Consider the following 24,840-nt stretch of genomic DNA (forward strand, 5'->3'; position numbering starts at 1 on the left):
GTCAGCCGGCCCGGGCGTCGAGCGCCCGCTCGGGGAGGCGGAGGGCCAGCGGATCGGCCCGGACCCGGTCGAGCCCGGCGCGGACCGCGCCGAGGGCGACGGCCCGGTCGCCCAGGGTCGAGGGCAGCAGTCGCGGCACCGGGGCGTGCACGTGTGATGTGAGCCGGTCGGACACCTCCGCGAGCAGGGGCCCGGCGGAGGAGGCGAGCGCTCCGCCGACGACGAGGAGCGAGACGTCGAGCAGGTTGACGAGGGCCGCCGCGATGCGGGTGAGGCGGTCGGCGAGGCGGTCGACGACCGCGACGGCGAGCGCGTCGCCGGCGAACGCGGCGTCGAGGACCTGCTCGGCGCCCGGGTGCTCGAACCGGTCGAGGAGGGAGGCCGGGCGGTCGCGACGGGCGAGCTCCTCACCGGCCCAGGTGCGGGCCAGCAGGGCCAGGCCCTCGGCCGAGCCGACGCCCTCGACGAGGTCGAGGACGCGCATCTCGCCGGTGAGCCCGCGGGCACCGCGGAGGAGCGTGCCGCCGAGGACGACGCCGCCGCCGAGGCGCTCCCCGGACAGCAGGGCGAGGTAGTCGTCGCAGCCGACGGCCGCGCCGCGCCAGCCCTCGGCGAGGGCGGCGAGGTTCGCGTCGTTGTCGACCACGGGCGACCAGCCGCGGGCGGAGAAGTGCTCGATCAGATCGGGGTTCATCGCCGCCCAGAAGCCGTTGGCGTCAGCGGGGGAGGCGCCGACAGCGTCGACCGGGGCCGGGACGCCGAGCGTGACGGCCAGCACGGCGGAGTCGTCCACCCCGGCCTCGCGGAGGGCGCGGTCGAGGACGCGCTCGATGTCGGCGCGGCGGCGCTCGTGCCGGAGGTCCTCGATCCGCTCGTGGTCGACCGGCTCGACCCGGCGCGCGACGGTGCCGCCGAGGAGATCGGAGACGACGACGTCGATACTGTGCTGCCCGGCGTCCACGCCGACGACGACCCCGGCCAGGCGGCGCAGGGCGTAGCGCCGGGCGGGCCTGCCCTTGACGTAGTCGCCGGCTGCGCGCTGGTTCTCCAGCTCCTCGAGCCAGCCGAGCTCGATCAGGTCGTCGCAGACGGCGATCACCGTCGACCGGGTGAGCCCCGTGGCGGCGATCAGGTCGGAGGCGGTGAACGGATCCCCGCTGAATGCGCCGTCCAGGACCTCGAGGGCGCTGCGCCGGCGCTGCGACGAGAAGGTGCTCTCGGTCATCGGACACTCCCTCTTGACCCGGGCCGGATCGGCTGCAACAGTACATCCCGTATTAGATCCTGCCACTAGATTTAGTGGTAGAAGCAACTATTCCCTCGACACCCGGGAGACGACGACGTGCCCCCTCACACCCCCACCGGCCTGAGCCGGCGATCGCTGCTCGCCGCAGCAGGCGCCGGCGCCGCCGCCCTCGGCCTCTCGGCCTGCGCGTCGCCCTCCGGCTCCTCCGGCGTGACCGAGATCACCTTCTTCCAGTCCAAGCCCGAGGTCATCGGCTACTTCGACGAGGTCATCGAGCGCTTCCACGCGGCCCAGTCGCGCGTCCGCGTCGTCCACGACTTCTCCTCGAACCTCTCGGCCGGCTTCGTCCGCAGCAGCCCGCCGGACCTCGGCTGCCTGAACTACAACTTCGAGGTCGCCCGCTTCGTCGAGCGCGGCGCCTTGAGCGACCTGTCCGACATGCCGGAGGCCGCGCGGATCAACCCCGACCTCCAGCCCCTCATCGAGCAGACCGCCGCCTACCCCGGCCGCACCAGCGTCCTGCCGTACTCGCTGATGATGGCCGCGGTGCTCTACAACCGGGAGATCTTCGCCCAGCAGGGCCTGGACGTGCCGACCACCTGGTCCGAGTTCGTCGCCGTCTGCGAGGCGCTCACCGCCGCGGGCATCACGCCGATCTACAGCACCTACAAGGATCCGTGGACGGTCTCGCAGGGCCTGTTCGACTACTCCGTCGGAGGCACGGTGGACCTCGAGTCGTTCTTCGGCCGGCTGAAGGAGCAGGGGGCCGACGTCGGTCCGGGCTCGCCCGTCTCGTTCGAGAAGGACTTCGCCGACCCGATGCAGCAGATGCTGCAGGTCGCGTCGTACTCCAACCCCAACGCCGCCAGCCGCGGCTACGGCGACGGCAACCTCGCCTTCTCCCGCGGAGAGGCGGCCATGTACTTCCAGGGGCCGTGGGCGCTCAGCGAGATCGCCAAGACCGCTCCCGATCTCTCCGTCGGAGCGTTCCCCCTGCCGATGACCGAGGATCCTGACGAGCGCCGGGTCCGCGTGAACGTCGACCTCGCGCTGTGGATTCCCGAGGCCTCCCGCAAGAAGGAGGCCGCGCGCGAGTTCCTCTCCTTCCTGATGCAGCCGGAGATCATCGACGCCTACAACGCCGACAACAACGCCTTCGGAGTCACCACCGACGCCCCCGCCGTCGAGCAGCCCACCCTCGTCGAGCTCCAGGACTTCTACGACCGCGCCGCATTCAGCCTCGGCGCCTCCCAGCTCGTGCCGCAGAACATCCCGCTGCAGAACTACGTGCAGGGGATGGTCCTCGGCTCCGACCCCGCGGCGACCCTCCGGACGATCGACGCCGACTGGGCGCGCATCGCCTTCCGATCCTGATCCGACCCTTCTCAGAGACGAGACACCCATGGCCACCTCCACCCCCGTCCGGGCCCCGGAGCGCACCGCCGCGCCCCGCCGCCCGGCCGCGCGAGCACCGAAGCGGCACCGCTCGGACCGCACGTTCCTGCTCTACCTGCTGCCCGCGCTCGTGCTCTTCACGCTCGCGATCACGCTCCCCGCACTGATGGGGATCTTCTTCAGCTTCACCGACTCGATCGGCTTCGGCGACTGGCGGTTCATCGGGCTCACCAATTACGCCGCCCTCTTCTCCGACCCCGCGATCCTCGCGTCCTACGGCTTCACCGTCGGATTCGCGCTGGTGACCGTGCTCCTGGTGAACGTGGTCGCCTTCCTGCTCTCGATCGCGCTCACGGCGCAGATCCGCGGGAAGGTCGCCCTCCGCGCGGTGTTCGTGCTGCCGATGGTCGTGTCGGGCATCATCATCGCCTTCGTCTTCAACTTCCTCTTCTCGAACTCGCTGCCCGCGTTCGCCGAGTCGATCGGAGCGACACCGCTGGCGAGCAGCATGCTGGCGAATCCGGACCTCGCGTGGATCGCGATCGTCGTCGTGACCGCATGGCAGGCGGTCCCCTCAGCGTTGCTGATCTACATCGCCGGAGTGCTCTCCATCCCCGGTGACGTCTACGAGGCGGCCGCCCTCGACGGCGCCTCCGCCTGGGGGCAGCTGCGCTCGATCACGCTGCCGCTGGTCGCCGGCTACGTGCTGATCAACCTCGTCATCGGCTTCAAGAACTTCCTCAACGCCTACGACATCATCGTCGGACTGACGGACGGCGGACCGGGCACCTCCACCCGCAGCGTCGCGATGACGATCTTCTCCGGATTCACCAGCGGCGACTACGCCTACCAGATGGCCAACGCCACGATCTTCTTCCTCATCGCGCTCGTGATCGCGCTCGTGCAGCTGCGCGTCTCGCGCGGAAAGGCGGCCTTCTGATGACCAGCCAGGTCCCCCTCGCCCCCTCCCTCCCGGGCACCCGCCCCGCCGTCGACGCCGACGCGCGGCGACCCGGCCGCCGCCGGCGCCGCTCCGCGCTCCTGCTGAGCCTCCTGCTCGCGGTCTGCGCCCTCTCGGTGATCGCACCCCTCTGGGTGACGGTGACGATGGCCTTCAAGACCACCGCCCAGGCGGTCGACGGGAACGCCTTCTCGCTGCCGGCGCCCTTCTCGGTCGACGGCTTCGTGCAGGCCTGGAACCTCACCGACTTCCCACGCGGCTTCGCGATCTCGGTCCTCGTCTCGGCCATCACGGTCGGCGGCACCATCGTCCTCGCCGCTCTCGCCGCCTACGCCATCTCCCGCAACTGGCACCGCCGCTTCTACCGCTGGTCGTTCTTCTACCTGCTCGCGGCGATGTTCCTGCCGTTCCCGGTGCTCGCTCTCTCGCAGGTGTCCCTCACCGGCCTCGCCGGACTCGACAACCCGATCGGCGTCGCGATCCTGCACATCATGTTCCAGCTCTCGTTCAGCGTGATGCTGTTCACCGCATTCCTCCGCTCCCTCCCCGAAGAACTGGAGGAGAGCGCCCGCCTCGACGGAGCGACCACCAACCAGGTCTTCTGGCGGCTGGTGTTCCCCCTGCTGGCACCGATGAGCGCGACCGTCGGCATCTTCGCCTTCCTCGCCTCCTGGAACGACTTCATGATGCCGTCGCTGATCACCTCGGACCCGACGCTCCAGACGCTCCCGGTGCTCCAGAAGATCTTCCAGACCCAGTTCAGCAACGACTACAACGTCGCTTTCGCGTCCTACCTGATGGCCATGGCACCGGCGATCATCGTCTACCTGTTCACGCAGCGGTGGGTGATGTCCGGCGTCACCCAAGGCGCCATCAAATAGGCCCGCGGGTCTCGGGGCGGCGATCGGCGGCGTTGTCGTCGATTGCGATACCGCCGGTATCGCGCCCTCCTCCGCCTTGCAGCTCACCGCCCCGAGACCCGCGGGCGGGTGCTGGCGGAGGGCGTGGGGGCGCCGCGCTGCGCGGGGGCGGGGGACAGAGACGGCACGACAGGACGGGCACGGCCGCTGGGCGGGTGTGTGATGAGAAGGAGAGAGAAGGATGACGGAGACACTGGTGACGAGGATGCGGACGACAGACGATGCGCTGTGGTGGCGGCAGGCGGCGGTGTACCAGATCTACCCGCGGAGCTTCGCGGACGCGAACGGGGACGGGATCGGCGATCTCGCGGGGATCATCGAGCGGATCCCGTATCTGCGGGAGCTCGGGATCGACGCGGTGTGGCTCAGCCCGTTCTACCCGTCGGCGCTCGCCGACGGCGGGTACGACGTGGCCGACTACCGCGATGTCGACCCGCGGATCGGCACGCTCGCCGAGTTCGACGAGATGACGGCCCGCCTGCACGACGCGGGGATCCGGGTCGTGGTCGACATCGTCCCCAACCACTCCTCGGACCTGCACCCCTGGTTCCAGGAGGCGCTCGCCTCCCCGAAGGGCTCGCCCGAGCGCGAGCGCTACGTGTTCCGCGACGGGCTCGGCGCCGACGGCTCTGAGCCGCCGAGCGACTGGGAGTCCGTCTTCGGCGGATCGGCCTGGGAGCCGGTCGGCGACGGCCAGTGGTACCTGCACCTGTTCGCCCGGGAGCAGCCCGACTGGAACTGGGCGAACCGCGAGATCCGCGACGACTTCCTCCGCACCCTCGCCTTCTGGGCCGACCGCGGCGTGGACGGCTTCCGGATCGACGTGGCGCACTCCCTGGTCAAGGACCTGACGCCCCCGCTCGCCTCCGCGGCCCAGATCGAGGGGCAGCGCACGGACGGATCGCACCCGTTCTGGGACCGCGACGAGGTGCACGAGGTCTACGCCGAGTGGCGCGCCCTCTTCGACTCCTACGACCCGCCCCGCACCGCCGTGGCGGAGGCGTGGGTCGACGCCTCGCGCCGCGCCCGCTACGCGAGCCCGGAGGGGCTCGGCCAGGCGTTCAACTTCGACCTGCTCGAGGCCGACCTCGACGCGGAGGAGTTCCGCCGGCTGATCACCTTCAACCTCGAGCTCGCCGCGGAGTCCGGCTCGTCGACCACGTGGGTGCTCTCGAACCACGACGTGGTCCGGCACGCGACGCGCTACGGACTGCCGCCCCGCGGCGCCGCCGACACCGCCCCGGCGAAGCAGTGGCTGCTGAGCGGAGGAGCGGAGCCGGTCCTCGACCGCGAGAAGGGCCTGCGACGCGCCCGCGCCGCGACCCTGCTCCTGCTGGCCCTGCCCGGCTCCGCCTACCTGTACCAGGGCGAGGAGCTGGGACTGCACGAGGTCGCCGGGATCCCCGACGCCGACCGGCAGGATCCGACCTTCTTCCGCAGCGGCGGCGTCGACGTCGGCCGCGACGGCTGCCGCGTCCCGCTGCCGTGGGAGTCCACCGGGCCCTCGCTGGGCTTCGGTCCGGGCGGCGCGCACCTGCCCCAGCCCGCGTGGTTCGCCGACTCCTCCGTGGAGGCGGAGGAGCTGTCGGAGTGCTCGACGCTCGCGCTCTACCGCCGGGCGCTGGCGCTCCGGCACGGGCTGCAGACGGAGGAGCACCTGGAGTGGCGGGGGGACGCGGCCGACGTCGTCGACTTCAGCCGCCCGAACGGCTGGCGCTCGGTGACGAACCTGGGAGCGGAGCCGGTCGAGCTGCCCGAGGGCGAGCTGCTGCTCGCGAGCGTCCCGGTGACGGGCCGCCTGCTCCCGCCGGACGCCACCGCCTGGCTCCGCTGACGACGGGGGAGCTCTCTCCGCAACGAGGAAGGCGCCCCCGCCCGAGGATCCGTGGATCCTGCGGGCGGGGGCGCCTTCCCGTGCGACGCGGGTCAGTGCGTGGAGGGGTCCTGCTCGACCTCGGTGCGGTCACCCGACCACAGCGTGTGGAAGGTGCCCTCCTTGTCGACGCGCTTGTAGGTGTGCGCTCCGAAGAAGTCGCGCTGGCCCTGCACGAGAGCGGCCGGGAGGCGCTTGGAGGCGAGCGAGTCGTAGTACGACAGCGCGGCGCCGAAGCCGGGGATCGGCACGCCCGAGAGCGCGGCGGTCGAGACGATGCGGCGCCAGGCGGCCTCGCCGTTGGCGACGGCCTCGGCGAAGTACGGGTCCTCGAGGAGGGTCGTGATGCCGGCGTTCTCGTCGTAGGCGTCGACGATGCGGTTGAGGAACTGGGCGCGGATGATGCAGCCCGCGCGCCAGATCTTGGCGACCGCACCCTTGTCGATCTCCCAGCCGTACTTCTCGGCTCCGGCGATGATCGCGTCGAAGCCCTGCGAGTAGGCGACGACCTTGGAGGCGTAGAGCGCGGCGCGCACGTCGTCCTCGAAGCCCTCGTACTTCTCCACCGGGGTCGGGCGCGAGGTGACGCGGGCCTGCACGGCCTCGCGCTGCTCGGGGTGGGAGGACACGGCGCGGGCGAAGACGGCCTCGGCGATGCCGCCGACGGGGACGCCGAGGTCGAGCGCGTTCTGCACGGTCCAGACGCCGGTGCCCTTCGAGCCGGCCTGGTCGAGGACGACGTCGATGAAGGGGTTGCCGGTGTCGGCGTCGACCTGGCGGAGCACCTCGGCGGTGATCTCGATGAGGTACGACTCGAGGTCGCCCTTGTTCCAGGCGTCGAAGACCTCGGCGATGGCGGCGGGCTCGTGTCCGCCGACGGTGCGGAGCAGGTCGTACGCCTCGGCGATGAGCTGCATGTCGGCGTACTCGATGCCGTTGTGGATCATCTTGACGAAGTGGCCGGCGCCGTCGGTGCCGATGTGGGTGACGCAGGGCTCGCCCTCGGCGACCGCGGCGATCGACGAGAGGATCGGGCCGAGCGTCCTGTAGGACTCGACCGAGCCGCCGGGCATGATCGACGGGCCCTTGAGCGCGCCCTCCTCGCCGCCGGAGATGCCGGTGCCGACGAAGTGGATGCCGGTCTCGCGGACGGCCTTCTCGCGGCGGATGGTGTCGGTGAAGAGCGCGTTGCCGCCGTCGACGATGATGTCGCCGGGCTCGAAGACCTTCGTCAGCTGCTCGATCACGGCGTCGGTGCCGCGGCCGGCCTGGACCATGATGATCGCGGTGCGCGGGGTGGCGAGCGAGGCGGCGAAGTCCTCGATGGTCTCGGAGGCGACGAAGCCCGCCTCCGGGTGCTCCGTGATGAGGGTCTCGGTGCGGCCGTAGGAGCGGTTGAACACCGCGACCGTGTTGCCCTCGCGGCTGGCGAGGTTGCGGGCGAGGTTCGAGCCCATCACCGCCAGACCGACGACTCCGATGTTGGCTGTGGCGGTGGGCTTGTCAGACACGGTTCTCCTCGACGTTCGCGTTCAGGGGCGAGCCCAGGCTAGCCCCGGGTCGCTCCGGGGAGCCCGGGTCCGAGCCGTCTCCCGGCTGCACATCGGTCGTGCGGCGCGCGCACGGTCTTGCGCGCGCCGCGACGACCGCGACCGGAACCGGTCAGGCGCCGTGGCCGAGGGGGACGCGCTCCGACGGGATCGGCGGCGGCGGGGGAGTGCCGTCGCCGAACGGGCGGCCGCCGAGCTCCTCGCGGCGCGAGGGGACGAGCCAGCCGGAGAGGTCCGGGCCCTTGGGGACGACGCCGGTCGGATTGATGTCCCGCTGCACCTCGTAGTAATGCGACTTGATGTGGGTGAAGTCGATCGTGTCGCCGAACCCCGGAGTGGCGAAGAGGTCGCGGGCGTAGCCCCAGAGCGCGGGCATCGCCGACAGCAGGTTCCGGTTGGCCTTGAAGTGGCTGTAGTAGACGGCGTCGAAGCGGGCGAGCGTCGTGAAGAGCCGCACGTCCGCCTCGGTGATGGTGTCGCCGACCAGGTAGCGGCGGGTGCTCAGCCGCTCCTCCAGCCAGTCCAGCCGCGCCCAGAGGCGGTCGTAGGCCCGGTCGTAGGAGCGCTGCGAGCCGGCGAAGCCGCACTTGTAGACGCCGTTGTTCACGTCGTGGAAGACCAGTTCGGCGATCTCGTCGATCTCCTCGCGGTGCTCCTCGGGGTAGAGGTCGGGGGCGCCGTCGCGGTGGAACGCGGTCCACTCGGTGGAGAAGTCGAGCGTCATCACCGGGTAGTCGTTGGTGACGACCTGGCCGCTCGGGATGTCCACGAGGGCCGGGACGGTGATCCCGCGCGGGTAGTCGGGGAAGCGGGCGAAGAACGCGTCCTGGAGGCGGGGGATGCCCAGCACCGGGTCGACCCCGCCCGGGTCGAGGTCGAAGGTCCAGCTGCGCTTGTCGTGGGTGGGCCCGCAGATGCCCATCGAGAGGGCGTCCTCGAGCCCGAGCAGGCGCCGCACGATCACGGCGCGGTTCGCCCACGGGCAGGCGCGGGAGACGACGAGGCGGTAGCGCCCGGCCTCCACCGGGTACCCGTCGCGGCCGTCGGCGGTGATCCGCGTCGGGATGTAGTTCGTGTCGCGGTGGAAGCCGTTCTTCTCGACGTAGGAGCCGAAGTCGTCGCTCGTCATACCCGCACGGTAGGCGGTCCGCCTGGACGTCCGGCTCCGAGTCCGGCGGCGCGACCGCCTGCTGGCGGGCGGCCGCGATGCCGGGTAGGATCGGCAGCTGAACTTCGGCGAGGGATGCACGTGCATCCGTGATCGACGCGGTGGAAGCAGGCGAGGCCCCCACGGGGCGCCACGGACTTCTCCTCACGCTGACATGCGTTCGAGTCGACAAACCGTCCGTGGCCGCAGGCCACGACCCGATCCGGTGGCGTGCGCGCCGCCCAAGGAGAACATCATGGCTGAACTGACCAACAAGGTCGTCGTCGAGGTCCGCACCTCGTTCGGCAAGGGCGCCGCCCGCAAGATCCGCGCGCAGGACAAGATCCCCGCGGTCCTCTACGGTCACGGCACCGAGCCCCAGCACCTCACCCTCCCGGGCCACCAGGTGCTCCTGCTCACCCGCAAGGCGAACGCGATCCTCGAGCTCGACATCGAGGGCGCCGCGCAGACGACGCTGGTGAAGGACATCCAGCGCGACCCGGTGCGCCAGATCATCGAGCACATCGACCTCGTCGTCATCAACAAGGGCGAGAAGGTCGAGGTGGACATCCCCGTGCACGTCGAGGGCGACGCCGCTCCCGGCACCCTCGTCTCGATCGAGTCGAACACCCTCTCGCTCGAGGTCGACGCCACGCGCATCCCGCAGAACATCGTCGTCTCCGTCGAGGGCCTCGAGGCCGGCACGCAGATCACCGCCGCCGACGTCACGCTCCCCGAGGGCGCCACGCTGGTCACCGACGCCGAGATCCTCATCGTCAACGTCACCGCCGAGGTCGAGCAGGACCTGGGCGAGGACGACGAGACCCCGGCCTCGGGCGACGTCGTCGCCGAGACCGCGGAGTAGTCCGCACCACCCCGGGAACGGGCCCGCTCGCAGCCGCGGCGGGCCCGTTCCGCGTCAGGCGGGGGAGTCCCTCCGCCGCCCCCGAGGAAGAGGAACGACATGGGTGACACCTGGCTGGTCGTCGGACTGGGGAACCCGGGCGCGCAGTACGCGCGCAACCGGCACAACGTCGGCCAGATGGTGCTCGACGAGCTCGCGACGCGGATCGGCGGCTCGTTCCGCCGGCACAACCGCGCCAACGCCGTGGTCGCCGAGGGCTTCCTCCGCCCGGGCGGACCGAAGCTCGTGCTGGGCAAGCCCAACAGCTTCATGAACCTCTCCGGCGGGCCGACGGCGCAGCTGCTCGACTTCTACTCGGTCGACCCGGCGCACCTGATCGTCGTGCACGACGAGCTCGACATTCCCTTCGACACCCTGCGCCTCAAGCAGGGCGGCGGTCACGGAGGGCACAACGGCATCCGCGACATCCTCGCGGCGACCGGAGGAGCCGAGTTCCTGCGCGTGCGGGTCGGCATCGGCCGCCCGCCGGGCCGCCAGCAGGCCGCCGATTTCGTGCTGAAGGACTTCGCCGGCCCGGAGCGCGAGGCGCTCCCGATCCTGGTCTCGGACGCCGCCGACGCCGTCGAGCTCATCGCCGACTCCGGCCTCTCCGCCGCCCAGCTGAAGTTCCACACCAGCGCCTGACCCGCCCTCCACCGAGGGGACCCCGGACGGCGAGGGAGACCGCAGCCCCGGGCTCCCTCGACGGTTCGGGGTTCCCTCGGCGGTCGGCCCGCGGGGCGGCCGTAAACTGGACCCGTGCCCCTCAACGAGATCATCTCGGCGCTGTCGCGCGCCTCCACGTTCGACGATGCTCTCGCGTACGCGGTGCGGGACGCCGACTTCTCGGTGGCCGACGGCCTCCGGGTCCCCCTGCTCGCGGGCCTGATCGAGAGGCGCGCGGAGGCGGGACGCCCGCAGGCGGCGCTGGTGGTCACGGCCACGGGACGCGACTCCGAGAACGTGCGCGCCTCTCTCGGCTGCATGCTGCCGGACGCGGACGTCGTCGAGTTCCCCGCGTGGGAGACGCTGCCGCACGAGCGCCTCAGCCCGAGCGCCGAGATCGTGGGGCGGCGCCTGGACGCGCTGCGGCGCATGAAGCAGTGGTCCGGCGAGCGGCCCCTCGTGGTGGTCGCCTCCGTGCGCGCGGCGCTGCAGCCGGTCGCCGACAACCTCGCCGACATCGAGCCGATCCGACTCGTGAAGGGCGCCCGCGGCTACGACCTCGGCCGCATCTCGGCCGAGCTGGTCGACCTGGCCTACGCCCGGGTCGACATGGTCACGCGCCGCGGCGAGTTCGCCGTGCGCGGCGGCATCCTCGACGTCTTCCCCGCGGTGGCCGAGCATCCGAGCCGAGTGGACTTCTTCGGCGACGAGGTCGACTCCATCCGCGGCTTCTCCGTGGCGGATCAGCGCTCGCTCCCGGGCGAGGCCGACTCGGTGGTCCTCCCGCCGAGCCGCGAGCTGCTGCTGGTGCCCGCGGTGCGGCAGCGGGCCCGCGAGATGCTGCACGAGTTCCCGAGCCTGTCGGCGATGCTCGCCAAGATCGCCGAGGGCATCCCGGTCGAGGGGATGGAGTCGCTCGCCCCCGCGCTGCTGGAGCGGCTGGTCCCGATCTCGCACTACCTCCCCGAGGGTGCGGCCGTCGCGGTCCTCGCCCCCGAGCGCGTGGCGACGCGGGCGATCAGCCTCGCCGAGACGAACCGCGAGTTCCTGCAGGCGGCCTGGAGCGCGGCGACCGCCGGCGCCGAGGCCCCCATCGACCTCGCCTCGGGCGAGTTCATCTCGCTCGGCGCGCTCCGCGACTCCGTGAAGCTCAGCGCCCCGGGCGCCGACGCTCCCGACCACCCGTGGTGGACGATGAGCACGTTCCGCCAGGGCCCCGCCGCGGGCGAGGCCGAGGTGCTGCCGGAGGAGCTCGGGATCGACGAGATCCTCGCCGTCCGCGTCGAGGGCGAGCCGGTCCCCGGCTTCGGAGCGAGCGTCGAGGGCGCCCTCGCCCACGTCCGCGCGCGCCTGGCCGACGGCTGGACCGTGGTCCTGACCGCGCCCGGCACCGGCACGGTCGAGCGCACCGACCAGGTCCTCGCCGAGCACGAGGTCGCCGCCCGCATCGTCGCCGACCTCCCCGCCGGGCTCGAGACGGGCCTGGCCTACGTGGTCCAGGCCTCCGTCGATCACGGCTTCGAGGTGGAGGAGGCGAAGCTCGCCCTGCTCACCGACACGGAGTTCTACGGCCGCACCGTCGGCTACGACTCCCGCGCGGTGAAGAAGCTCGCGTCGCGTCGCAAGAACGTCGTCGACCCGCTGCAGCTCACGCCCGGCGACTTCGTGGTGCACGCCACGCACGGCATCGGCCGGTTCGTGGAGCTCTCGCAGCGCGAGGTCTCCAGCGGGGGCCGCAACGCGATCAAGACCCGCCGCGAGTACCTGGTGCTCGAGTACGCCCCCAGCAAGCGCGGCTTCCCGGGCGACAAGCTGCTCGTCCCCACGGACCAGCTCGACCTGCTCTCCCGCTACGTCGGCGGCGAGGCTCCGGCGCTGAGCAAGATGGGCGGGAGCGACTGGGCGCAGGCCAAGAGCAAGGCCCGCCGCGCGGTCCGCGACATCGCGGTCGAGCTCGTGAAGCTCTACTCCGCCCGGATGGCCTCCCGCGGGCACGCGTTCCCGCCGGACACCCCCTGGCAGCGCGAGCTGGAGGAGGCGTTCCCGTTCGCCGAGACCCCCGACCAGCTCACCGTCATCGACGAGGTCAAGGCCGACATGGAGCGGCCGATCCCGATGGACCGCCTGCTCTCGGGCGACGTCGGCTTCGGCAAGACCGAGGTCGCCGTGCGCGCCGCGTTCAAGGCGATCCAGGACGGGAAGCAGGTCGCGATGCTCGTGCCGACCACGCTGCTCGTCCGCCAGCACCTCGAGACGTTCCAGGAGCGCTTCGCCGGCTTCCCCGTCCACCTGCGGGCGCTCAGCCGGTTCCAGAGCGCGAAGGAGTCGAAGGAGACGATCGAGGGCCTGGCCGACGGCACCGTCGACATGGTCATCGCGACCCACCGGCTCCTCAGCGACAACATCGTCTTCAAGGACCTCGGCCTGCTCGTGATCGACGAGGAGCAGCGCTTCGGCGTCGAGCACAAGGACAAGCTCAAGGCGCTGAAGAAGAACGTCGACATCCTCTCGATGAGCGCCACGCCCATCCCGCGGACGCTCGAGATGGCGGTGACCGGCATCCGCGAGATGTCGACCCTCGCGACCCCGCCGGAGGAGCGCCACCCGATCCTCACCTTCGTCGGCCCCTACTCCGAGAAGCAGGTGTCGGCCGCGATCCGCCGGGAGCTCCTGCGCGAGGGCCAGGTGTTCTTCGTGCACAACCGCGTCTCGACGATCAACCGCGTCGCCTCGCAGCTCGCCGAGCTGGTTCCCGAGGCGCGGATCGCGGTCGCGCACGGCAAGCTCAGTGAGTCGCAGCTCGAGCGGATCATCGTCGACTTCTGGGAGCGCAAGTTCGACGTCCTGGTGTCGACGACGATCGTCGAGACCGGCCTCGACATCCCGAACGCCAACACGCTGATCGTCGACCGCGCCGACAAGTACGGTCTCTCGCAGCTGCACCAGCTGCGCGGGCGGGTCGGCCGCGGCCGCGAGCGCGCCTACGCGTACCTCCTCTACGACGAGACGAAGCCGCTGAGCGAGACCGCGCACGACCGGCTGCAGACGCTGGCCGCCAACTCGGACCTCGGCGGCGGCATGCAGATCGCGCTGAAGGACCTCGAGATCCGCGGTGCGGGCAACCTCCTCGGCGGCGAGCAGTCCGGGCACATCCAGGGCGTGGGCTTCGACCTCTACCTGCGGATGATCGGCGAGGCCGTCGACACCTTCCGCGGCGAGGTCGCCGAGGGGCAGACGGAGCTGCGGCTCGAGCTGCCCGTCGACGCGCGCATCCCGGAGGAGTACGTCGACAGCGAGCGGCTGCGCCTGGAGGCGTACCAGAAGCTGTCGGCCGCGTCGTCGCCGACGGCGAAGGAGGGGAGCATCGACCTCGTGGTCGAGGAGCTGACCGACCGCTACGGTGAGCTGCCCGAGGCGGTCGAGAACCTCATCCTGGTGTCGCGGCTGCGCATGCGCGCGCAGAAGGCGGGCCTCAGCGACGTGGTCGCGATGGGCTCGAACGTCCGCGTGGCTCCCGCTCACCTGCCCGACTCGATCCAGGTGCGCCTGCGCCGGATGTACCCGACCGCGAAGTACCTGCAGCAGGCCGACGCGGTCGTCGTGCCGATGCCCGTGCTCGACGGCGTCCCGCTCGGCGACCGGGCGCTCATCCAGTGGGTGGCGTCGCTCCTGGACGCGCTGTTCCCGGAGCCGGTCACCGTCTGAGGTCCTCGGGGCGGCGCTCCCCGGTGGCGCGCCGCTCCGCTCCGGCGGCCGTCGCCGCTGACGTAGGGCCCACTGGCAGGATGGAGGGCATGCCGCTCCTCGCCGCCCGACGTCCCCGTGAGCCGGAGCCGCTCGCCGGCCCGCTGGTCGCCGTCCGCGGGGTCGCGGTGCGCGCCTCGGGGGTCGAGCTGCTCGCCCCGTGCTCGCTCGAGGTGGAGGCGGGGGAGCGCGTCGCGGTGACGGGCCGCAACGGCACCGGCAAGACCACGCTCCTGCGGGTGATCGCCGGCCTCACCGCTCCGAGCGAGGGAGTCGTGGCGGTGGCCGGGCGCGCCCCGGAGGAGCGCTCCGCCGCCCACCGCCGCGCCGTCGCCGCCCTGATCGGCACCCCTCCCTTCGAGCGGGACCTGACCCTCGAGGAGCACCTCGCGATGGTGGCCGTCTCGTGGGGCGCGCCGGTCGCCGATGCCCGCCGCGAGGCCGCAGCTGGTCTCGACGCGCTCGCGCTCGCTCCGCTCGCCCGCCGCTTCCCGCACGAGCTCTCCTCCGGGCAGACGCAGCTGTTCTCCCTCGCGCTCGTGCTGGCCCGTCCCTCCGCGGTGCTGCTGCTCGACGAGCCGGAGCAGCGGCTCGACGTCGAGCGGGTGCCGCTGGTCGCGGAGGTCCTGCGGCGCGCAGCCGCGTCCCGGGCACTCGTCGTCGCGACCCACAGCCCTGTGCTGATCCAGGGTCTGGGCGCGCGGGTCGTCGAGCTGGAGCGGGCGTGACGCGCGCGGAGGGGGCCCGCGTCGCCGAGGTGCGGGCTCTGCACCGGCACCGCGCCGCGGCTCCGCCGAGTCCGCGCGCCTACGCGGGCTACCTCGCCGCGATGACCGTCCTCGTCGTCGTCCTCCCCGTCGCCCGGGCCCTCGCGCTCCTCGCTGCCGAGGCGGGAGCCGCGCCGGAGCCGCTGGTCGCCCTCGCCGCGGGTCTCGCCCTGCCCGCCGCCGTGCTCCTGGGCCGGGTGCGCGGACCCGCGGTGGGCGAGCCGCACACCACGGCCGTGCTGCTCGCGACCGATCTGCGCCGCTGGGCGGTGCTCCGCCGACCCGTGGTCCGGGCGTCGGCCGGTCTCGTGGCGTGCTGCTCCGCCGTCGCGTCGCTCCTCGCCGTCGCCGCCTCCGCGCCGCTCCTCGCGGCCGTCGTCGGCGGCGCCGCATTCGCCGGCCTCCTCGCCGTCGCCTGGCTCGCCGGTCAGTGCCTGCCCTCGCGCCTCCCCGCGCTCGCGGCGGGCCTCCTCGCCTCCCTCGCGGTCCTCGGGGCCCTCGTGCCCGGTGCGCCCACGCCGGGCGGCCTCCTCGCCTCGGCCGTGAGCGGAGCGGAGGAGGTGCGCGCCGCGACCGTGCTGCTCGCGTCGGCCGCGGTCCTCCTGGCCGCGGCGCCCCGGCTGCTCGACGCCGCGCGCGGACCTCGGCTCCTCGCCCAGGCCCGGCAGTGGTCGGCGACCGCCCGGCTCGGAGCGACGGGGGATCTCGCCGAGTCGCTCGACGGGTACCGCGCCCTCCCGGCGATCGGGCGGGGGCTCCGAGCGGTCCGCCACTCCCCGTTCGCCCTCGCGGTGCCGGTGCGCGACGCGATCGGCGCGCTGCGCACTCCCGGCCGCTCGGCGGTCGCGGTCGTCGCCCTGGCCGCCGCCGGCGCCGCCGCCGTGCTCGCCGCGGTCGTGCCGTCCTCCCTCCTCGCGCTCCCGGCCGCCGCGGCGGGCGTGCTCGCCTACCTCGGCGCCGGCGTCTGGAGCGACGGCTTCCGCCACGCCGCCGCGACCGCGGGGCAGCCGGCGCTCCTCGCCCCCGGCCCGTTCGAGCTGCTCCTCCTGCACGCCGTGCTCCCTCTGGTGCTCGCGGTCGGAGTCGCGATGCTCGGCGCCCTCGCCGCCTCGCTGCTGCTCCCGGGCGCGGCGGTGCCGGTGGCCGCCGCGACCGCCGTCGCCGCCGTCGCCGCGCGGGCGATGGATGCGACCCGGGGTCCGCTGCCGCCGCAGCTGCTCAGCCCGGTGCCGCTCCCGATCGGGGACGGCGCGGGAGTCGCGGTGGTCCTCTGGAACCTGGCGGGTGCACTGGTCAGCGCCTCGACCGCGGTGTCCGTCGCGGCGTCACCCGGGCTCCTCGCCGCGGTGCCGCTCGTCGCCGGCGGCTGCCTCCTCGTCGCGCGGCGGCGACTCGCGCGGGCCTGAGGCTCCCGGGCGCCCGCGCCGCCCGGATGTCCGCGGCGGCGGCCGGACCGGATGCGAGGATGGCGGGGTGACCGCGCATCCCCGGCTCGACGAGCTCATCCGCACCGTCCACGTCCTCCGCGCCCCGGGCGGCTGCCCGTGGGACGCCGAGCAGACCCACGAGTCGCTCGTGCGCTATCTGATCGAGGAGTCGTACGAGCTCGTCGACGCCATCGAGGCGGGGGACCGGGCCGACCTGATCGAGGAGCTCGGCGACGTCCTCTACCAGGTGCTCTTCCACGCCGACCTGGCGGCCGAGAGCGCCGAGCCCTTCACCATCGAGGACGTCGCGGCGCACATGAACGCCAAGATGATCGGCCGCCACCCGCACGTCTTCGGCGACGCCACGGCCGAGACGGCCGACGACGTCATCGCGGTGTGGGACGAGCTCAAGCGCACCGAGAAGCCGCACCGCACCAGCGTGCTCGACGGGATCCCGCAGGGCATGCCCGCCCTCGCGCTCGCCGACAAGGTGATCGGCAAGGCGACCTCGCTGGGCGTCGTGGACGCCGGCCAGGGCCCTCTGCCCATCGAGTCGGAGGAGGACCTCGGCCCGCTGCTGCTGGCCATCGTCGCCTCCGCCCGCGCCCAGGGGCTCGACGCCGAGCGCGCGCTCCGCACGGCGACGCGCGACCTGCAGGACGAGATCCGCGCGGTGGAGCAGGAGCGGCGCGCGGACTGAGGCGCCCGCCGGCCCGCCCCGGCCGATCTGGGAGAATCGCCGTCATGGCCTCCCCGATCACCCCGCCCCGCGGCATGCGCGACTTCCTCCCCGCCGACAAGGCGAAGCGCGAGCACGCGCTCGGCGTCATCCGCCGCGTGTACGCCTCCCACGGGTTCGACGAGATCGAGACGCCCGTGGTCGAGGACTTCGACCGCCTCCACTCCGGGCTCGGCGGCGACAACGAGAAGCTCGCCTTCAGCGTCCTGCGCCGCGGGCTCACCCGCGACGACCTGGCGGCGGTCGACGACGCGTCCGCCCTCGCCGACCTCGGCCTGCGCTTCGACCTCACGGTGCCGCTCGCCCGCTTCTACGCCTCGCACCGCGCCGAGCTGCCGGCCGTCTTCCGGTCGGTGCAGATCGCGCCGGTGTGGCGCGCCGAGCGCCCGCAGAAGGGGCGGTACCGCCAGTTCGTGCAGTGCGACATCGACATCATCGGCGAGCCCGGGCAGCTGGCCGAGGTCGAGCTCATCACGGCGACCGCGGCGGCACTCGACGCCCTGGGCCTCGAGGACTGCACCATCCGGATCAACGACCGCCGCATCCTCACCGGAATCCTCGAGCACTGCGGCTTCGCCCCCGAGCGCTTCGGCCCGGCGCTGATCTCGATCGACAAGCTCGACAAGATCGGCGCCACCGGAGTCGTCGCCGAGCTGGAGGCCGACGGGCCGGACGCGGCCGCGGTCCTCGGGGGTTACCTCGCGCGGATCGAGCAGGCGGTCGCCGCCGGGGGAGTGGCGCTCGAGCAGTCCGCGATCCTCGACGTGCTGCCCGAGGGCATCGACCCGGAGGCGGTGCTCGCGCTCGAGACCCTGGCCCGGTCGCTGCGCTCGCTGCCCGCCGGCGTCTCGCTCCGCTTCGACCCGACGCTCGTGCGGGGCATGGGCTACTACACCGGCACGATCTTCGAGATCGCGCACCCGTCCTCGGGCTCCTCGGTCGGCGGCGGCGGGCGGTACGACGGGATGATCGGCCGCTTCCTCGGTCAGGACGTGCCGGCCTGCGGCTTCTCGATCGGCTTCGAGCGGATCGTCGAGCTGATCGGCGGTGCCGTCGTCGAGCGTCCCGACGCCGTCGTCCTCGTCCACGAGCGGGACGCGGCGCCCGAGCTGCTGCTCGCGCTCAAGCAGGAGCTGATCGCCCGGGGCTCGCGCGTGCGCCTCGAGCGCCGGGCGAAGAACCTCACCCCGCTGCTGGACCGCGCGGCCGCCGCGGGCTTCACCCGCTTCGCGCTCGTCCCGCGGGACGCCGCCTCCGCCGCCGACCTCTCCTTCAAGGACCTCGGCTGATCCGCGCCGGCGGCGCCGGGTGAGCGACGCCGGCTGCCTGCGCTGAGCCGCGCCCGTGGGACGGGCCGGGGCTGTCCTGTGAGGCCTGAACAGGGTCTCAGACGATCCGTCAGAGGATCATGCCGATCTGGTCGGATCCTTGTCGGATCCGTGAGAGCCTTAATACCCGCGAAATCTGCGGACACACCCGAGAAATCTCCCCCGGATAGCGTCGAGGCACCCGATCGGCGCGGCTTGGCGCGCCTGCACGGGCACCCGTCGCGACCCCGCGCACCGCACCGCAGCAGCCCTGACGATCCCCACCCGAGGAGTCCCCTTGACCCTGTCGCCCCTCCGCTCCCTCCCGGCCTTCGACCGCCGCAGCCTCCTCCGCCTGGCGGGTGTCGCCGGCCTCGCGATCGGCGGCGCCTCCGTCCTCGCCTCCTGCGCCTCCGACTCCTCCGGCGCGTCCGCCGCGGACGGCGGCGACCTCGGCACCCTCAAGGTCCAGCTCTCCTGGATCAAGAACGAGGAGTTCGCGGGCGAGTTCTTCGCCGACTCGAAGGGCTACTTCACCGAGGCCGGCCTGGCGGGAGTGACGCTCACCCCCGGCCCCTCGACGGGCGTGGCCGAGCTCCTCTCGGGCAGCGCGGACGTCGCGCTCAGCGACGCCGTCTCGATCGGCACCGCGATCGCCCAGCAGGAGGCCCCGCTCAAGATCATCGGCGCGACCTACCAGAAGAACCCCTTCACGGTCCTCTCGATCAAGACCGCCGGTAACATCGCCACTCCGGCCGACCTCGCCGGGAAGAAGATCGGCGTCCAGGCCTCGAACACCTCCCTGTTCCAGGCGCTGCTCGCCGCGAACGGCCTCTCCGAGTCCGACCTCACGGTCGTCCCCGTCGAGTACGACCCCTCCGTCCTCGTCAACGGCACCGTCGACGGCTTCATCGCCTACCTGACGAACGAGGCCATCACGGTCGCGGCCGAGGGCTACGAGGTCGTCAACCTGCCCTTCGCCGACAACGGCCTCCCCTTCGTCGCCGAGACCTTCTCGGTGTCGGAGCAGGCGATCGCCGAGAAGCGCGATGCTCTGAAGGCGTTCCTCGTCGCCGAGATCAAGGGCTGGACCGACGCCGTCAACGACCCGGAGGCGGGCGCGATGCTCGCCGTCGAGAACTACGGCAAGGACCTCGGCCTCAACGAGGAGTCCTCCAAGAAGGGCGCCACCATCCAGGCCGAGGAGCTGGTCGTCTCGGACGAGACGGTCTCGAACGGCCTCTTCACCATCTCCGAGACGCTGCAGTCCGAGACCATCGCGTCCCTCGCGGGCGCCGGGATCGACGTCACGGCCGAGGACCTCTTCGATCTGACCCTCCTCGACGAGGTCTACGAGGAGAACCCCGAGCTGATGAAGTACGCGGCCTGATCCTGATCCACGAAGGGCACCACTCGTGACCGACACGACCGACGCCGGCACCCTGCGCGACCAGGGTGCCGGCGGCACCGGCATCCAGATCCACGGCCTGTCGAAGACGTTCCGGATGGGCTCGCGCAGCGTCGCGGCGCTGCAGGACACCGACCTCCACACCGACCAGGGCAGCTTCCTCGCCCTGCTCGGCCCGTCGGGGTGCGGCAAGTCGACCATCCTGCGCATCCTCGCGGGGCTGGAGGAGCCGACGTCCGGCTCCATCCGGGTCGACGGCCGGACCCCCCAGGAGCTGCGCCGCGACAACAAGCTCGGCATCGCCTTCCAGGACCACGCGCTCCTGCCGTGGCGCAGCGTCATGGCGAACATCCGCCTGCCGTTCGAGATCGCGGGCAAGAGCGTCGACCAGTCCTACATCGACGAGCTGATCGACCTCGTCGGCCTCCGCGGCTTCGAGAAGGCCAAGCCGGCCCAGCTCTCCGGCGGCATGCGCCAGCGCGTGTCGATCGCCCGGTGCCTGATCCTCAAGCCCGAGGTCCTGCTGCTCGACGAGCCGTTCGGCGCCCTCGACGACATGACGCGGCAGAAGCTCAACCTCGAGCTGCTGCGGATCTGGACCGAGAAGCCCGCCACGACGCTCCTCGTCACGCACGGCATCTCGGAGGCGATCTTCCTCTCGGACCGCGTCGCGGTGATGAGCCCGCGCCCGGGACGGGTGAAGGAGATCATCGACATCGACCTCCCCCGCCCGCGCACTCCCGAGATGCAGCGCACCCCCGAGTTCCACGCCTACGTCGACCAGGCCTCCGAGCTGCTGTTCGGCGACGGCGGCGCGGCCGCGGACGACCGCGTCTAGGAGGCATCGTGGCCACCACGCTCCCCGCGGCCCCGCGCCGCGCCCTGTCCCTGCCTCCGTGGCTCACCGGGCTGATCGGCGTCGCCGCGATCGTCGCCGTCTGGTGGATCGTGGCGCTCGTCACCGCGCCCACCGGCGCCGCGACCTACGCGCCCGTCCCCACTCCCGTGCAGGTCGTGCAGACCGCGATGGAGGACGGCGCCGGCTTCTACTGGCGCAACTTCTCCGTCACGATCGGCGAGGCGGCCGTCGGCTACTTCTGGGGCAACCTCCTCGCGCTGGTGCTCTCGGCGCTCGTGCTGGTCCTGCCCTGGCTGGAGGGGGTCGTCTCGCAGCTCGCGGTCATCACGTACTGCGTGCCGATCGTCGCCATCGGAGCGATCGTGCTGCTGATCCTCGGCGGTGCGGACGCTCCCGGGAAGGCGAGCGCGACGGCGATCTTCCTGGCCGGCCTCTCGGTGTTCTTCACCACGGTCGTCGGCAGCCTGCTCGGGCTGAAGGCGGCCGACAAGGCGGCGCTCGACGTCGTCACGGTCTACGGGGGCTCGCGCTTCACTCAGCTGCGCAAGGTCCGCCTGATCGCGGCGCTGCCCAACATCCTGTCGGCGCTGCAGATCGCGGTGCCCGCGGCCTTCCTCGGCGCGATCCTCGGCGAGTACTTCGGCAAGATCGAGACGGGCGTGGGCCCGATCCTGGTCGCGGCGCAGGTCTCGCTGAACTCGCCCCGTGTCTGGGCGCTCTTCCTCCTCTGCGCGGGCGTCGCGCTCCTCGGCTACGGCATCGTCGGACTGATCGGGCGCCTCATCGCGCCCTGGTCCTCCGGAAAGCGGGCATGACCATGACGACCACCGTTCCCGACCGCACGGAGCAGTCCACGGCCACATCGATCCTCGCGGTCGACGAGCTGCGGCGCCAGCTGCGCACGGCCGCCCTCGGCGCGACCCTCAAGAGCCTGCGCAAGAGCCTGCTCGTCGCCCTGTCGACGATCGTGATCGTGCTGGCGATCTGGATCGGCGTCGTCCTCTTCAGCGGGGTCTCGCCCTACGTGGTCAAGGGCCCGTGGGACGTCTGGCAGCACCTGGTGACCGATGCGAAGGCCGCGGAGCACCGCGCCGAGCTGGGCGGGCTCTTCGCCGTGACCATGGGCGACGCGCTGATCGGCTTCGCGGCCGGCCTGGTCGTGGCGATCCTCGGCGCGATCCTGTTCCGCCTGTCGAAGGGCATCGAGCACGCGCTGATGCCGTTCGCGATGCTGCTGCGCTCGGTGCCGCTGATCGCGATGGCGCCGCTGATCATCCTGGTCTTCGGGACCGGCTCGATCGCCTCGGTCGCGGTCATCGGCGGGATCGTCGTCCTGTTCCCCGCGCTGGTGACCATCGCCTTCGGCCTCAACAACGCCTCCCCGCAGATGCTCGACGTGGTCGCGGTCTACGGAGGCAGCACCCTCACCGCGATCCGCAAGGTGGCCATCCCCGGCTCGCTGCCCTCGCTCTTCGCCGCGATCCGCATCTCGGTGCCAGGGGCGATCACGGGCGCGCTGCTCGCGGAGTGGCTCTCCACCGGTGCGGGCATCGGCGGGGCGATCAACGCCTGGTCCGCCCAAGCCCGCTTCGCGGACGTCTGGTCGGCGGTCGTGCTCGTGACCGGCGTCTCGCTCGTGCTCTACATGCTCGTGCAGGTGCTCGAGACCTTCGTCCTCTCCCGGATGTCCCTCTCCCTCACCTGACCTCGTCCCTTCCCCCTTCCGCGGGACGCAATTCGAGTGCGGCTCGCCCGGTGGGTCGCATACCCCGGTGGTGTCTCGCGGGAAGGGGGAGGGCAGGGGGAGCGGAGCGACGGGGCCGGGTCAGACGGTGACGATCGCGTCGACGCGGTGGCCGGCCAGCACCTCGCGGCCGCCGAGCCCGTCGAGCTCCATGACCACCGCGATCCCCTCGAGGCTCCACCCTGCGCGCTCGATCAGGCGGCGGCTCGCGTCGAGCGTGCCCCCGGTCGCCAGCACGTCGTCGACCAGCAGCAGCCGCGAGCCGCGGGGCGCCGCGTCCTCGTGCACCTCCAGCATCGTCTCGCCGTACTCGAGGGTCGCCTGCTCGCGCAGCACGGCCCGCGGGAGCTTGCCGGGCTTGCGGACGGTGACGACGCCGAGACCCGCCGAGTAGGCGGCCGCTGCGGCGAGCAGGAAGCCGCGCGCCTCCACGCCCGCGATCGCGTCGATCCGGCCGCGGTAGGGCTCGATCAGCGCGTCGGCCACCGCCCGCAGGGCCTCGCCGTCGCCGAAGACCGGCGTGAGGTCGCGGAACAGGATGCCCGGGCTCGGGAAGTCCGGGACGACGGCGGTGAGACGGTCGACGTGGTCGGCGGCGGTCGTGGTCACGGGGAACCTCCGGGTCGGCGGGTGCGCCCGGGCCGTCCGGCGATCGGGCCCTGGGAGTCTACGACCGGCCGCGGTCTCCTGCGCTTCGGAGGCGGTCAGTAGACTCCTTCCCGACCGCTCCCGTCTCCGGGAGCCCACCCGTCAAGAGGAGATAGTTGTGGCCCTTATCGAGGCAGTCGTCGCCCGAGAAATTCTGGACTCCCGTGGCAACCCCACGGTCGAGGTCGAGGTCCTGCTCGAGGACGGCGCGTCCTCGCGAGCGGCCGTCCCGTCCGGCGCCTCCACCGGCGCGTTCGAGGCGTACGAGCTCCGCGACGGCGACTCCGACCGCTACCTCGGCAAGGGCGTGCAGAAGGCCGTCGACGCCGTCATCGACGAGATCGGCCCGGCCATCGAGGGCTTCGACGCCACCGACCAGCGCCTCGTCGACGCCGAGCTGATCGAGCTCGACGGCACCGAGAACAAGTCCCGCCTGGGCGCGAACGCGATCCTCGGCGTCAGCCTCGCCGTGGCCAAGGCCGCCGCGCAGTCGTCGGACCTCGACCTGTTCCGCTACGTCGGCGGCCCGAACGCGCACACCCTGCCCGTGCCGCTGATGAACATCATCAACGGAGGCGCGCACGCCGACACCGGCGTCGACATCCAGGAGTTCATGGCCGTCCCGCTGGGCGCCGAGTCCTTCTCCGAGGGCCTGCGCTGGGGCGTCGAGATCTACCACGCGCTCAAGGCGCAGCTGAAGAAGGCCGGCTTCGCCACCGGCCTCGGCGACGAGGGCGGCTTCGCCCCCGACCTGCCCACCAACCGCGAGGCGCTCGACTTCATCCTCAAGGCCGTCGAGGCCGCCGGCTTCACCCCCGGCAAGGACATCGGGCTCGCGCTCGACGTCGCCTCCTCGGAGTTCTACGAGGACGGCGCCTACACGTTCGAGGGCAAGAAGCTCTCGGCCGAGGAGCTCTCCTCCTACTACGCCGACCTCGTCGCCAACTACCCGCTGGTCTCGATCGAGGACCCGCTGGACGAGGACGACTGGGCCGGCTGGACCCACCTCACCGCGGCCATCGGCGACAAGGTGCAGCTCGTCGGAGACGACCTGTACGTCACCAACCCGGTGCGGCTCGCCCGCGGCATCGCCGAGAAGGCCGGCAACTCGATCCTGGTCAAGGTGAACCAGATCGGCACGCTCACCGAGACGCTCGACGCCGTGGCCCTCGCCCAGCGCAACGGCATGACCGCGATCCTCTCGCACCGCTCCGGCGAGACCGAGGACACCACCATCGCCGACCTCGCGGTCGCGGTGGACGGCGGCCAGATCAAGACCGGCGCCCCGGCCCGCTCGGACCGCGTCGCGAAGTACAACCAGCTGCTGCGCATCGAGGAGATCCTGGGAGGTGCGGCGACCTACGCGGGTCGCTCCGCCTTCCCGCGCTTCTCCGCGTAGTCTCGGCACGCCGGACCGGCCCCGGAGCCCAGCACCTCGGTGCGGCTCGCCCGCGGCATCGCCGAGAAGGCCGGCAACTCGATCCTGGTCAAGGTGAACCAGATCGGCACGCTCACCGAGACGCTCGACGCCGTGG

The 24,840-nt window shown here is 72.2% G+C and carries 21 protein-coding genes; 17 read left to right on the forward strand and 4 right to left on the reverse strand.

The features are described 5' to 3' along the window. Position 1: 1 nt before the first annotated feature. Positions 2-1,225, reverse strand: coding sequence for an ROK family protein (locus C5B92_RS07600; RefSeq protein ID WP_104350249.1), 1,224 nt, complete (start codon positions 1,223-1,225; stop codon positions 2-4). A gap of 117 nt (positions 1,226-1,342) precedes the next feature. Here C5B92_RS07600 and C5B92_RS07605 point away from each other — a divergent pair, with 117 nt between their 5' ends. The 4 genes from C5B92_RS07605 (at position 1,343) to C5B92_RS07620 (ending at position 6,356) form a co-directional block, all read left to right on the forward strand. Continuing rightward, positions 1,343-2,620: an ABC transporter substrate-binding protein gene (locus C5B92_RS07605; protein ID WP_104313944.1), complete on the forward strand. Its 1,278-nt coding sequence runs from the start codon at positions 1,343-1,345 to the stop codon at positions 2,618-2,620. A 28-nt stretch (positions 2,621-2,648) separates the two neighbouring features. Then, a complete protein-coding gene (locus tag C5B92_RS07610; RefSeq protein ID WP_104350250.1) occupies positions 2,649-3,581 on the forward strand; it encodes a carbohydrate ABC transporter permease in 933 nt (310 codons plus the stop codon). Next, positions 3,581-4,483 (forward strand): carbohydrate ABC transporter permease, encoded by a 903-nt coding sequence (locus C5B92_RS07615; protein ID WP_104238995.1) that lies wholly within the window; start codon positions 3,581-3,583, stop codon positions 4,481-4,483. The genes C5B92_RS07610 and C5B92_RS07615 overlap by 1 nt, the downstream gene beginning before the upstream one ends. Positions 4,484-4,703: 220 nt before the next feature. Beyond that, on the forward strand, positions 4,704-6,356 hold the full coding sequence (locus tag C5B92_RS07620) for an alpha-amylase family glycosyl hydrolase (protein WP_104350251.1): 1,653 nt from the start codon (positions 4,704-4,706) through the stop codon (positions 6,354-6,356). A 92-nt stretch (positions 6,357-6,448) separates the two neighbouring features. On the opposite strand, the gene gndA is transcribed toward C5B92_RS07620, so the two are convergent. After that, positions 6,449-7,906 carry an NADP-dependent phosphogluconate dehydrogenase gene (gene gndA / locus C5B92_RS07625; protein WP_104233684.1) on the reverse strand — a complete coding sequence of 486 codons (1,458 nt, stop codon included), beginning with the start codon at positions 7,904-7,906 and terminating at the stop codon, positions 6,449-6,451. Between the two features lie 151 nt (positions 7,907-8,057). After that, positions 8,058-9,074: a glutathione S-transferase family protein gene (locus C5B92_RS07630; protein WP_104226929.1), complete on the reverse strand. Its 1,017-nt coding sequence runs from the start codon at positions 9,072-9,074 to the stop codon at positions 8,058-8,060. Between the two features lie 274 nt (positions 9,075-9,348). On the opposite strand from C5B92_RS07630, the gene C5B92_RS07635 reads away from it, so the two are divergent. The 11 genes from C5B92_RS07635 to C5B92_RS07680 all read left to right on the forward strand — a co-directional run bounded on the left by C5B92_RS07635 (position 9,349) and on the right by C5B92_RS07680 (position 22,618). Then, the gene (locus tag C5B92_RS07635; protein ID WP_104233682.1) at positions 9,349-9,957 is read left to right on the forward strand and encodes a 50S ribosomal protein L25/general stress protein Ctc; all 609 of its coding nucleotides are present in this window, start codon (positions 9,349-9,351) and stop codon (positions 9,955-9,957) included. Positions 9,958-10,056: 99 nt separating this feature from the next. Continuing rightward, positions 10,057-10,641, forward strand: coding sequence for an aminoacyl-tRNA hydrolase (pth, locus tag C5B92_RS07640; RefSeq protein ID WP_104233681.1), 585 nt, complete (start codon positions 10,057-10,059; stop codon positions 10,639-10,641). A 114-nt stretch (positions 10,642-10,755) separates the two neighbouring features. Further along, complete coding sequence (gene mfd / locus C5B92_RS07645; RefSeq protein ID WP_104256566.1) at positions 10,756-14,367, forward strand: transcription-repair coupling factor; 3,612 nt, start codon at positions 10,756-10,758, stop codon at positions 14,365-14,367. 89 nt (positions 14,368-14,456) lie between these two features. Then, the gene (locus tag C5B92_RS07650) at positions 14,457-15,134 is read left to right on the forward strand and encodes an ATP-binding cassette domain-containing protein (RefSeq protein ID WP_104274329.1); all 678 of its coding nucleotides are present in this window, start codon (positions 14,457-14,459) and stop codon (positions 15,132-15,134) included. Continuing rightward, on the forward strand, positions 15,131-16,579 hold the full coding sequence (locus tag C5B92_RS17655) for a hypothetical protein (RefSeq protein ID WP_258061307.1): 1,449 nt from the start codon (positions 15,131-15,133) through the stop codon (positions 16,577-16,579). The genes C5B92_RS07650 and C5B92_RS17655 overlap by 4 nt, the downstream gene beginning before the upstream one ends. A gap of 67 nt (positions 16,580-16,646) precedes the next feature. Next, a complete protein-coding gene (locus C5B92_RS07655) occupies positions 16,647-17,300 on the forward strand; it encodes a MazG family protein (protein WP_258061308.1) in 654 nt (217 codons plus the stop codon). Between the two features lie 44 nt (positions 17,301-17,344). After that, complete coding sequence (hisS, locus tag C5B92_RS07660) at positions 17,345-18,628, forward strand: histidine--tRNA ligase (RefSeq protein WP_104268004.1); 1,284 nt, start codon at positions 17,345-17,347, stop codon at positions 18,626-18,628. Positions 18,629-18,944: 316 nt separating this feature from the next. Beyond that, a complete protein-coding gene (locus C5B92_RS07665) occupies positions 18,945-20,036 on the forward strand; it encodes an ABC transporter substrate-binding protein (RefSeq protein WP_258059873.1) in 1,092 nt (363 codons plus the stop codon). 115 nt (positions 20,037-20,151) lie between these two features. Continuing rightward, complete coding sequence (locus C5B92_RS07670; protein ID WP_104222373.1) at positions 20,152-20,892, forward strand: ABC transporter ATP-binding protein; 741 nt, start codon at positions 20,152-20,154, stop codon at positions 20,890-20,892. A gap of 8 nt (positions 20,893-20,900) precedes the next feature. Beyond that, the gene (locus C5B92_RS07675; protein WP_244229606.1) at positions 20,901-21,728 is read left to right on the forward strand and encodes an ABC transporter permease; all 828 of its coding nucleotides are present in this window, start codon (positions 20,901-20,903) and stop codon (positions 21,726-21,728) included. 2 nt (positions 21,729-21,730) lie between these two features. Beyond that, positions 21,731-22,618 (forward strand): ABC transporter permease, encoded by an 888-nt coding sequence (locus C5B92_RS07680; protein ID WP_244230660.1) that lies wholly within the window; start codon positions 21,731-21,733, stop codon positions 22,616-22,618. A 120-nt stretch (positions 22,619-22,738) separates the two neighbouring features. Here the strand turns inward: C5B92_RS07680 and C5B92_RS07685 are convergent, their stop codons facing one another. Further along, on the reverse strand, positions 22,739-23,266 hold the full coding sequence (locus tag C5B92_RS07685; protein WP_104274327.1) for an adenine phosphoribosyltransferase: 528 nt from the start codon (positions 23,264-23,266) through the stop codon (positions 22,739-22,741). 157 nt (positions 23,267-23,423) lie between these two features. Between C5B92_RS07685 and eno the strand changes: the two genes are divergently transcribed. Together eno and C5B92_RS17815 are read left to right on the forward strand one after the other, a co-directional pair. Beyond that, positions 23,424-24,704 (forward strand): phosphopyruvate hydratase, encoded by a 1,281-nt coding sequence (eno, locus tag C5B92_RS07690; protein ID WP_104222361.1) that lies wholly within the window; start codon positions 23,424-23,426, stop codon positions 24,702-24,704. A 39-nt stretch (positions 24,705-24,743) separates the two neighbouring features. Beyond that, on the forward strand, positions 24,744-24,840 hold a 97-nt coding region (locus C5B92_RS17815; RefSeq protein WP_219814343.1), incomplete at its 3' end, for a hypothetical protein.

Source organism: Rathayibacter sp. AY1A4, from assembly GCF_002930955.1.
GTDB lineage: Bacteria > Actinomycetota > Actinomycetes > Actinomycetales > Microbacteriaceae > Rathayibacter.

Coding starts and splice junctions, on each gene's coding strand:
- C5B92_RS07600 (WP_104350249.1), bottom strand. CDS start 1,225: ATGACCGAGAGCACCTTCTCGTCGCAGCGCCGGCGCAGCGCCCTCGAG.
- C5B92_RS07610 (WP_104350250.1), top strand. CDS start 2,649: ATGGCCACCTCCACCCCCGTCCGGGCCCCGGAGCGCACCGCCGCGCCC.
- C5B92_RS07615 (WP_104238995.1), top strand. CDS start 3,581: ATGACCAGCCAGGTCCCCCTCGCCCCCTCCCTCCCGGGCACCCGCCCC.
- C5B92_RS07620 (WP_104350251.1), top strand. CDS start 4,704: ATGACGGAGACACTGGTGACGAGGATGCGGACGACAGACGATGCGCTG.
- C5B92_RS07630 (WP_104226929.1), bottom strand. CDS start 9,074: ATGACGAGCGACGACTTCGGCTCCTACGTCGAGAAGAACGGCTTCCAC.
- C5B92_RS07635 (WP_104233682.1), top strand. CDS start 9,349: ATGGCTGAACTGACCAACAAGGTCGTCGTCGAGGTCCGCACCTCGTTC.
- pth (WP_104233681.1), top strand. CDS start 10,057: ATGGGTGACACCTGGCTGGTCGTCGGACTGGGGAACCCGGGCGCGCAG.
- C5B92_RS07650 (WP_104274329.1), top strand. CDS start 14,457: ATGCCGCTCCTCGCCGCCCGACGTCCCCGTGAGCCGGAGCCGCTCGCC.
- hisS (WP_104268004.1), top strand. CDS start 17,345: ATGGCCTCCCCGATCACCCCGCCCCGCGGCATGCGCGACTTCCTCCCC.
- C5B92_RS07670 (WP_104222373.1), top strand. CDS start 20,152: ATGGGCTCGCGCAGCGTCGCGGCGCTGCAGGACACCGACCTCCACACC.
- C5B92_RS07680 (WP_244230660.1), top strand. CDS start 21,731: ATGACGACCACCGTTCCCGACCGCACGGAGCAGTCCACGGCCACATCG.